Source organism: Aminobacter carboxidus (assembly GCF_014863355.1).
Lineage (GTDB): Bacteria > Pseudomonadota > Alphaproteobacteria > Rhizobiales > Rhizobiaceae > Aminobacter > Aminobacter carboxidus.
Genome location: NZ_JACZEP010000026.1, coordinates 1 through 10,107, shown reverse-complemented (window position 1 = coordinate 10,107; position 10,107 = coordinate 1). Strand labels below are relative to the sequence as shown.

The 10,107-nt window shown below is 61.5% G+C and carries 8 protein-coding genes and 1 pseudogene; 6 read left to right on the top strand and 3 right to left on the bottom strand.

The features are described from left to right. The 3 genes and pseudogenes from IHE39_RS30325 to IHE39_RS30315 all read right to left on the bottom strand — a co-directional run. Positions 1-223, bottom strand: a pseudogene (locus IHE39_RS30325) (deoxyribose-phosphate aldolase); the annotation flags it as partial. Between the two features lie 28 nt (positions 224-251). Beyond that, positions 252-1,226, bottom strand: coding sequence for a nucleoside hydrolase (locus IHE39_RS30320; RefSeq protein ID WP_192569160.1), 975 nt, complete (start codon positions 1,224-1,226; stop codon positions 252-254). Further along, the gene (locus IHE39_RS30315; protein ID WP_192569159.1) at positions 1,226-2,137 is read right to left on the bottom strand and encodes a hypothetical protein; all 912 of its coding nucleotides are present in this window, start codon (positions 2,135-2,137) and stop codon (positions 1,226-1,228) included. The genes IHE39_RS30320 and IHE39_RS30315 overlap by 1 nt, the downstream gene beginning before the upstream one ends. A gap of 24 nt (positions 2,138-2,161) precedes the next feature. Here IHE39_RS30315 and IHE39_RS30310 point away from each other — a divergent pair, with 24 nt between their 5' ends. The 6 genes from IHE39_RS30310 to IHE39_RS30285 form a co-directional block, all read left to right on the top strand. After that, entirely contained in the window at positions 2,162-2,821 is a 660-nt protein-coding gene (locus IHE39_RS30310; RefSeq protein ID WP_192569158.1) for a transglutaminase-like cysteine peptidase, read from the top strand. A 329-nt stretch (positions 2,822-3,150) separates the two neighbouring features. Further along, entirely contained in the window at positions 3,151-4,596 is a 1,446-nt protein-coding gene (locus IHE39_RS30305) for a TolC family protein (RefSeq protein WP_434781355.1), read from the top strand. Between the two features lie 27 nt (positions 4,597-4,623). Then, entirely contained in the window at positions 4,624-6,759 is a 2,136-nt protein-coding gene (locus IHE39_RS30300; protein ID WP_192569157.1) for a type I secretion system permease/ATPase, read from the top strand. A 57-nt stretch (positions 6,760-6,816) separates the two neighbouring features. Beyond that, positions 6,817-8,106: an HlyD family type I secretion periplasmic adaptor subunit gene (locus IHE39_RS30295; RefSeq protein WP_192569156.1), complete on the top strand. Its 1,290-nt coding sequence runs from the start codon at positions 6,817-6,819 to the stop codon at positions 8,104-8,106. After that, a complete protein-coding gene (locus tag IHE39_RS30290) occupies positions 8,096-8,728 on the top strand; it encodes a ribbon-helix-helix domain-containing protein (protein ID WP_192569155.1) in 633 nt (210 codons plus the stop codon). Before IHE39_RS30295 ends, IHE39_RS30290 begins: the two co-directional genes overlap by 11 nt. A 231-nt stretch (positions 8,729-8,959) precedes the next feature. After that, positions 8,960-10,107: VCBS domain-containing protein (locus IHE39_RS30285; protein WP_192569154.1), on the top strand; the 1,148-nt coding region annotated here is incomplete at its 3' end.

The window sequence follows — 10,107 nt, the reverse complement described above, 5'->3', positions numbered from 1 at the left end:
GCAGCCAGGCCGCCTGGTTGTCGGCCTTGATCGAGCGCCTTTTGGTCAGCGTGCCGACCCGGCGCTCGAGTGCCGAACGGTTGACGCTGCGCATCGATTCGACAAAACCCAGATCCAGCGCCATCCCTGGATTGCGCACCACACCATGGCCACCCTCCGCCGCATTCGCAGCCAGCCGCGAAGGCAAAGGCATAACCGTGGCTGAGGGGTGCGATAGAACCATGTCTGTTGCCTCACGAAGTTCCATCAGTTCAACCCCGCGCCTCGCCGCCGATCACATCGCAGAACAGGCTGGCATATCGGTCGCCGTCAACGTCAAGTGCAACGTCGACCGGTCGGCCGAGGCTGGCGCCATTGAGTTCGGACTCGCCACGATGGTTGCGCCTGTCGACCAGGGTCTGGCCACGCGAGCGCGAGCCGTCGATGCAGACACTGACGGGAAACCGCTGCACGGTCAGACCCGCCGGATCGACGATGGCGCATAAGACACCAGCGTCGCCGAGGGCCGCGATCCGGTTTTCAGGAATGCGCTTCTGCTCGGAATCCTTCCTGGCAAGATATCGGAACAGCGATGCGCAAAGCCGAGCGGCCGGACGGCTGGACGCTTCGAGCCTGCCGACCTGCGCGTCATCGACGGCAACGCTGTAGAACACGTCGAGCCCATACATGGTCGTTGGCACACCGGCATCGAGAACGATGGCAGCTGCTTCGGGATCGGCCCAGGTGTTGAACTCGGCGACAGGCGTTGCATTGCCGACACTGGCCGAACCACCCATGAACACGATGCGCTCGAGCTTCGCTGCCACCTCCGGATACATGCGGACAAGCAGCGCGACGTTGGTGAGTGGGGCCAGGGCGATCAAGGTCACTGGCGTCGGACTGGCGAGTATCTGTTGGCACATCAAGTCGACGGCATGGATGTCGGCGTTGCCATCGTCAGGGACCTCAAGCTCCAATCCCGCCAGCCCGTTGTGGCCGTGCACATGCGCCGCATTGCGTGGCGGCGAGATCAGCGGCCGGCTTGCACCGCGGGCGACGGGAACATCGCTGCCGCCAGCCAGAGCCAGCACGGCGCGGGTGTTGCGGTAGACGTCCTCAAGCGAAGCGTTGCCGGCGACACAGGTGACGGCCCGCAGATTGATGTCGGGATGCAGCACGGCGAAGGCGAGCGCCAAGGCATCGTCGACGCCGGTATCAACGTCGATCAGAACTTGCTTGGGCGACATTACTCGGTGCTCTCCATGGCTTCGGCGACGTCTTCGAGCACCAGCTGGTCGAGGAAGTCGATGGTCAGGCTTTCAAACGAACGTGCTCGGTAGGCGAAATCGGGGGGGTAGGCGCAGGAAACCCGGTCGGCGCTATCGCAGCCGACATCGATCCCCCAGAACGACAGGTGTGCGGCCGTGGTGGGAATGCGTGTCGCTGCCACCTTCCGGCGGCCATGCAGCAGAACGACCTCGGCCGAATGACCGATGCGATCACGCAGCACAAAACCGGCCTCGAACGTACCTGTGGGGAGTACTTCCTCGCTCGTGCAAATCGTACGGTTGCCGAGCTGCACATGTTCAAAGCTCAAGCGACCATCCTGGACATACAGCACATAGCCGCCGCGGCTGTCGCCGCTCGAAACCAGTACGCCATTTTCGCCATGCCGCCGATTGCGGAACGAGGCGGTAACCAGCATCGCACGCTCCGAACCGGTGATCATGCTACTGATCGGGACATGGCCCTGGCCAGGCCGGAAGGTCAGCCTATCTCGCGACATCAGTCCAAGCGGCGGACGGGCCCTCAACAATTGCACGAGCGTCCGGTCGTCGAGCGGAAGCACACTATTGGCCTCGGCCTGCTGCCACCAGCGCCCGACCATTTCCTTGAGCAGTTCCGGTTCATCGGCGGCGCGATCGATCGATTCAGAAAAATCCTCTGTCGTGTCGTAGAGCCGCCAGTCGTCGTTCTCATAAGCGACGCCTTGCTTGTGTTCCGTTACGGCGCGCCAGCCCTCGTGCCAGATCGCCCGGTGACCAAGGTTTTCCCAATACTGGGTCGCGCGTGGCGCCGGGGCATCGCCATCGTCGAAGGTCGAAGCGATACTGCGGCCATCGCAAGGCAAGGGCTGCTCCAGCCCGGCAAGCGACATGATCGTCGGCGCCAGGTCGATGACATGCCCGCGGGCATCGACCCGATAAAGACCGCGGCCATCATCCCCGGTGTTTTCGGTTCCGTCGCAATTCCCATGCGCAACTTCCCGGTGGCTGGCCGCTGGGCCAAGGTCTATCGCGACATCAGCGGCTGCACCGAAACCTCATGCGGCAAGAATGGTGCGGCGCTCTTCGGGCTTGCCGAAGACAGCCGCGACAGGAAGTTTCTCGCCAAGCTTGGCGTTATCAACCGCGCCGTCAACACGATGATCGCTTATCGCAAGGACCAAGGCGTGTATGGCAACCTCGATTACTGGGCGAAGCCGGCTGAAATACTGTCGCGTGGTGCCGGTGATTGTGAAGATTTTGCCATTCTCAAGATGTCGGCATTGATCAAGGCTGGCGTTCCGGCACAGAGCATGTCGCTGGTGGTTCTCCAGGACGCCAGCCGTGGCGTCTTCCACGCGGTACTGTCTGTTGCCACCCAGAGTGGAACCTTCATCCTCGACAATCTGAGCAACCAGGTCCTGCACGACGAGGCACTCAAGAACTATGTCCCCCTCTATTCGTTCAGCACGGATCGCGCATGGATCCACGGCGCGCGGCCGGGATCGGGGCAAATCGCGTCCGTAGGCAACAATTTTGCTGGCATAGCCCCTGGTGAAGGCCCGCTACCGCAGTAGGCTGGGTTCAGTCCGCCAAAGCCAACCGGACGTCAGATGGCGATTCGCCACCATCCGCGCCCGACAACCACAAGTGAGCGTGGCCTTGCATCGCCTCTGTCCGCATCGCGAGAACACAACCTCAGCGTTAACCCGACAAATGTATTTTAGTCGCAGGAAATGTAGCATTTTTGCATCAGCCCTACTGCCAAATGACTCAAATACGAGCGAATCGATGCCAAAGTAACCAAAACACTGTCGATTTCAGTTCTCTTCTGGATAATTGCGTTCAGTTGGGTACGATTGGGGTCTCGAACGCTCTGCGTCGGGATGGGAGTGGGAGGTACTTTATGCCGAAGCGTCTTGGACAACTTGCGGCGCGGCTCACCATAATGCTTGCCGCGACCATGCTGTCGGGCACGGGTGCCGATGCACTGACGCTCAAGGAAGCAATGGCCGTCGCCGTCGAGTCCAACCCGGAAATTGGCCAGGCCATCGAAAACCGCGAAGCGATCGAATTTGAGCTTCGCCAGGCAAGAGGGCTTTATCTCCCAAGCGTCGACCTCGAAGCCTCGACCGGCGTGCGCCGCCTCGACAACCCGTCACGGCGTCTGAGCGGTATCGAGGATGACGAACTCTACCCGTCGGAAGCCGGCGTTGTTGTGACCCAGAAGCTTTTCGACAACGGCGCCCGGCGCGCCGAACTGACCCGTCAGGCCTCGCGCGTCGATGGAGCATCCTTCCGCGTTCTCGAGCGCTCCGAGTTCATCGGACTGTCTGTCGTGCAGGATTACCTCGAATACATGCTGCAGGCGCAGATCGTTGGCGACGCCAAGCGGAACCTTGGTTTCCATCAGTCGATCCTTGGCGACATTCGCGAAGGTATCCAGGGTGGCGCGTTGACCGACGCGGACCGCCAGCAGGCCGAGGAGCGGCTCTACGCCGCCAAGGCGCGCGTGCAGGAAGCCGCCGAAGAGCTCGAGGCGGCAAAGATCCGGTTCTTCAAGACCGTCGGCAAGCCGCTGACCGACCCATCCAGGCCAGGTTCCGTCGCCAAGGCCCTGCCCCGCTCGCTCGACGACGCACTTGGCCTTGCCCGCCGCAACAATCCGCGCGTCCACATGGCCAACAGCGACATCGACGCGGCGGCTTCGCTTGTCGATGCGGCCCGCGCCAAGTACGGCCCCGAGGTCGTCGCCGAAGGTCGCGCACGGGTTGGCAATGACATTGACGGCGCCGAAGACGAGACCAACGACCTGCAGGCGCGCCTGGTGCTGCGCTGGAACCTTTACCGCGGCGGCATCGACAAGGCCAACGAGCAGGAACAGATCCGGCGCGTCAGCGAACAGCGGCTCGCCCTGCACCAGGTGCAGCGCGAGGTCGAGGAGGCCGTGCGGATTTCATGGGACCGCCGCTTCCGTCAGGCGGATCTCGCCAAGACGCTGCGCCAGCAGTCCATCGCCAACGACAGGCTGGTCACCTCCTATCGTGAGCAGTTCAAGGTCGGCCAGCGCTCGCTGCTCGACGTGCTCGACGCGCAGAACACGCGCTTCAACACCGCGACCCTTTCCAACACTGCCGCTTTTGCGTCACTGTTCGCAGAGTATCGTCTGCTGGCGGCAACCGGGCAATTGCTGAAGACGATGAACCTTACACCGGCAAAGCAGGCTGACGCCTATGCCCGTACCGAGTTCAACGTGCCGGCGACCGCCGACACCGAGACTTATGCGCGGACGCCATCGCAGCAAGCGAACGACATGCCTTTTGATCTCTTGGCCCCAGTCAGAAAGAAGTAGGGCGTCTGACGGCAGACCCCGTCCGTCATGAATCAGCAGGCGCATATTCAGACCCCGGTCGAAGCGTTCAAGTCCTGCTTTTCTGCAGTGGCCGCTTTCTTGGGCCGGCCGAGCGCCGAGACCGTGCTGTTTTCCGGCGTCCCGATCTCCGAAGATCGGATCGAGGTCCAGGAAATCAGGCACCTTGCCGAGCGGATCGGCCTCGAAACGACCGAGTTCGCCAATCGCGACTTCATGCGCGGTCGCTTCGACCTGCCGGCCATCATCTTTCGTCCCAACCGCCTGCCGATCGCAATACTTGTCGAACAAGGCGACGGCGCGGAGTTCCTGACCGGACCGCAAGAGGATGGTCGCACATCGATATCGCGCGCTGAGCTGACATCTGCCCCCATCTCAGGCGGTGTCGGCTTCTCCATCACCTACGCCAACACTGCCGAGAACATGACCGTCGGCAACGCCGCCAAGATTGAACGGCCGCATTGGCTCTATGGAACACTCGGGACGTTCTGGCGCTCCTATTCACGCGTTGCGCTGGCTGCGATCTTCATCAACCTTCTGGCCATCGCCTCCCCCATCTTCACGATGAACGTCTATGACCGCATCCTGCCCAACAAGGCGATCTCGTCGCTTTGGGTCCTGGCGATCGGCGTGTCGACCGCAATCCTGTTCGACCTGCTGCTCAAGACGGCGCGCGCGGCACTCATCGACCATGCCGGCCGCAAGGCCGACCTACGCATCTCCTACATGCTGTTCGAGAAGGTACTCAACACTTCCCTCAGCGCACGTCCGGCATCGACGGGTGAATACGCAAATCGCGTCACCCAATATGAATTCGTCCGCGAATTCTTCACCTCCAATACAGTCAGCACGTTCATCGACACGGCGTTCGTATTCATCTTCCTGCTGGTGATCTACGCCATAGCAGGCTGGCTGGTTATTGTGCCGATCATCGCTTTCATTGCGGCGATCGTCATCGGGCTCATCGCGCAACAGCGCATCGGCAAGCGGGTCGCCGCATCGATGAACGAGGCGTCGCAGCGCCAGGCGTTGCTGGTCGAGTCGATTTCGACGGTCGAGACGATCAAGTCCCTGCGCGCCGAGGCCTACCTGCTGCGCAAGTGGCGCGAGCATTCCAAGAATGCGGCCAATACGTCAGAAAAGATCAAGCAGCTTTCCGCCGCCGCTGCCAATATGACGCAATTCGTCCAGCAACTGGTGACCGTGGCACTGGTGGTGGCTGGAGCCTACGCATTCGACAGCGGTGCAATCTCGACTGGTGCCATTATCGCCGCCGTCATGCTGTCGGGCCGCGCTGTGGCTCCGCTCGGGCAACTTGCCATGACCATTTCCCGCTTCCGCCAGGCAATGCTGTCGCTGAGGGTGTTGAACTCCATCATGCAACAGCCCGAGGATCGGCCCGACACGGTCGGCTTCGTCAATCGCCCGATCCGGGTCGGCGCCCTGACGCTGCGCAATGTCGGCTTCGTCTATCCCGGCACCGAGGCTGAGGTGCTGACGGGCGTCAACCTGTCGATCAATCCCGGCGAGCGCATCGGCATTATCGGCCGCATCGGCTCCGGCAAGACGACTTTCGGCCGCCTGGTTGGGCGGCTCTATCTGCCGACCACCGGCGAGTTGCTGCTCGACGGCATCGATGTGCGCCAGTATCACCCCTCGGAGGTTCGTGCCGCCGTCGGCATCGTCGCCCAGGCCGGTGACCTGTTTTCAGGCACAATCAAGGAAAACCTCCTGATGGCGCGCCCAGACGCGACAGACGAGGAAATCATCCTCGCAGCCAAGGCCGCCGGGGTCGACGAATTCGTTTCGCGCCATCCGCGCGGCTACGACATGAATGTCGGCGAGCGCGGCACCAATCTTTCCGGCGGCCAAAGACAGGCCGTGGCGATTGCCCGGCTTCTGCTCACCAAGCCGAAGATCGTCTTCCTCGACGAGCCGTCAGGTTCGATGGACCTGGCTTCCGAACGCCAGCTCATCAAGCAGCTCAAGGTCGCCTTCGACGACAAGACCACACTGATCATATCGACCCACCGCTACAGTATGCTGGAAATCGTCGATCGCCTTATCGTGGTGGAGCAGGGGCGGGTCGTGGCGGATGGGCCCAAGGAGAAAGTCATTCAGGCGTTGCAGAAGCCCAACAGTTGAGAATTCGTCGGCCTAAGGGGTGATTATATTGGCCTTGTTCAATATAATGGAGTTCTAATGATAGCCAGGGAAGACAGGCCGCCATTGTTTGCATCGGCTGCGGTGCTGATCATCGCAGCGCTGTTTGTTGCGTTCGTCGTGTGGGCTTCGTTCGCCGAAATCGACGAGATCGCACGCGGCGAAGGCAAGGTCATCCCTGCTTCCAAGACCCAGATCGTGCAGGCAAGCGAGGCCGGCGTGGTCCAGGAGATCGCCGTCAAGATCGGCCAGGTGGTCAAGAAGAACGATCTGATCGTCCGGCTCGACAACACGGTCAGCACGTCCAGCCTGGGAGAACAGCAGGCCAAGGCGCGCACGCTCAGCGCCCGCATCGCCCGGCTCAAGCAGGAGCAGGAAGGCCGTATCGGCGAACCTCTGGCTTGCCCCGAAAGCCTTGTGGAGGTCGCTCCCGAGATCTGCGAGAACGAACAGAAACTGCTGGTAGCGCGCCGGCAGAACTTCGAAACAAAGCTCAATGTGCTGAAGTCGCGACTGGATCAGCGCGAAAAAGAGCTCAACGAGGCCAAGGTCAACGTCCAGCGATTGACGGATAGCCTTGGTGTCAGCGACCGGGAAGCAGAGCTTGTGACCTCCATGGTCAAGCGCAACCTGATGGCCAAGACCGAACAGATTCGCGTCGACCGCGAACAGACGGAGATGCGCGGCCAGCTCAATCTCGCCGATGAGACGATCAAAAGAACGGGTGCTGCGATCGTCGAAGCGAAGCTCCAGGTCGATGAGTTCGGGCTGCAATTGCAGCAGGAAGCACTTGATGAACTGACCCAGGCGCTGGCTGAACTGTCGGTGGTCGACGAGACGATTCGCGGCGCTACCGACCGGGTCGCCCGTACCGACATCCGCTCCCCGGTGGACGGCATCGTCAATACGCTCGACGTCAACACGCTGGGCGCCTTCGTCCAGCCTGGTGCGGTGGTAGCAGGCATTGTGCCGACGTCGGAGACCCTGCTTGTCGAGGCCCGCGTTTCGCCGCGCGACGTTGCCTTCATCCGGCCTGACCAGAAGGCGCTGATCAAGGTTTCGGCTTATGATTTCTCGATCTTCGGCGGCCTCGATGGCAGGGTGCAGAACATCACCGCTGACAGCCTCGTCGATCAAAACACCGGGGAGCCCTACTACCAGGTCAGGGTCTCGACGGACCGCTCGGCGCTCGAACGGGACGGCAAATCCTACTCCATTATCCCAGGCATGATCAGCACGGTCGAAATCATCACCGGGCGCAAGACCATCTTGAGCTACCTGCTGAAGCCGATCAACAAGGCGCGCGACGAGGCGCTCCATGAACGATAGCGGAGCGGCGCCTGGTGGACCCGCACACCACATCTACTCGGCCGACGATCTGACATCTGATTTTCGCGTTGTCGTGCGCCAGGGCACGCGGCGGGGTATCAAGCTCGAGCGTCTGTTTTGGGCAACGCTGAAACAGCTCGCCGAAGACAAGCACCTGACGCTCGGCGAAATCGTCGACGAGATTGAACTTTCCAACAACGAGACCGGCAACCTGACCTCGGCCATCCGTGTCGCTTGCCTGCGCTGGATGACCGATCAAAGTGCCGCCTTGGCCAAACTGGCCTCGCTGCGGACGATCAACGCGATCCTGGGTGCTTGCCCGGCACCCGCCTTTGCGCTGTCATCAGCCAAGAAAATCCTGACCTTCAATCCGGCCTTCCAGAGCCTAGTCAAGCGACATTTGCCGGTCGGTTTCGGTGAGGAGGCACGCCGCGACCTCAGGCTGTCTCTCGATCTGAACGTTGCCGACATCTTTGCCAGGCTCGATGCCAACTACGGCGTGCCGATCGCCAGCGGCTTCGTTATCGCCACGGCCGAGCGGCGCTATCGCGGCCAGCTCAATATCGTCCGTGCCCCGGTCAAGTCGCCGGACCTCCTGCTTTCCTTCGTGGTCAACGGATAGTTGCAGGCACGATCCGCTGTTTTAGCAAGACACCTTGATCGATACTCGCGACGCCGCGCGCAAGTCTGTTCGAAGCGGCGGCTTTTGCGCATCTCACTTCGCTAAATTAACCACCCATTAAGTTTTCATGCTCGTCTGCATATGGGAGTATGCAGCTTGGCGCACGCCCCCGTTGCAATCACCCAAATCTCGCTGCTCTGCTACGGCCAGCAAGAAATTTGGGGATGGGCTATGGCAACCTCCGTTGACCAGGGAACTCTTTCGGCAGCCGCAACTGGCAGCGACGCACTGCTCGAGCGGGCGGAACCGTTGTCGGAAGCACAGCTTCTCGCGCAGGCGACCGAACCGGCAGCAACAGCAGATCCCGTTCCCGTCGATGCCGGCTCAGGCCAGCCCATCCAGGCGGCGCAGCCCAGTGCCACGCCGCCCGCCCAGGCCAGTGCTGGCGAATATGCAGCCGACGCATCCAATGTTGTCCATCTGCCTGCCAACATCTCCGTCGACAACATCAAGGTCGACGGCAAGAACCTGATCCTCGAGCAGGCCGACGGTACCGAAATCGTCGTCAAGGACGCTGCTTCCAACGTGCCGACCTTCATGCTCGGCGACGTCGAGCTTCCGCGCGTCGCCTTGATCGCTGCGCTTGAAGCTGGCGGCGTCGATGTTGCTTTTGGTCCTGACGGATCGATTTCGGTCGGACCTGGCTCTGCAAACAGCTCCGGCGGCAATTTCGAGACACCGGTGGGCGGCATCGGCAATGGCTTCGACCTATCGGCCTTGCTCCCTCCGACAGCGCTCCAGTTCCCGCAATACGAAAATCGCGAGCTTTATCCGGGGCTGCGCCGCAATCGCGGACCAGAAATCGAAATCGACACCGGCAATCCAGGCGGCGATGCCGACTTCGTCCAGGAGTCAGGGCTTGCCGGCATCGGCTCCAACCCCAATGCCCCGACAGAATTTGCGGGTGGCACCTTTAAGTTGTCAGACCCGGATGGCCTGAGCGACCTCCAGTCGGTCACGATCAACGGCAAGACAATCGCCATTGCCGACCTGCAGGGCTCCGTGATCGACGGCGCGCATGGCGTGCTGACGATCACCAGCTACAACCCGTCCACCGGTGTCGCGACCTATACCTACGAGCTCACGAGCCCGACGACCGACATCGACGGGGTCACCGAGACGGACGACTTCACGCTGACGGTCTCCGACGGCACTGATACGTCAGCGCCGGCCAAGATTGTTATTGAGATCGTCGACGACGTGCCGACTGCCAAGGCGGATGTCGACAGCGTCACTGAAGATGGCCCAACGACTGCGGACGGCAACGTGCTGACCGGTGTCGGCGGTGCTGACGCCAACAACACCGACGGCGTGACCGA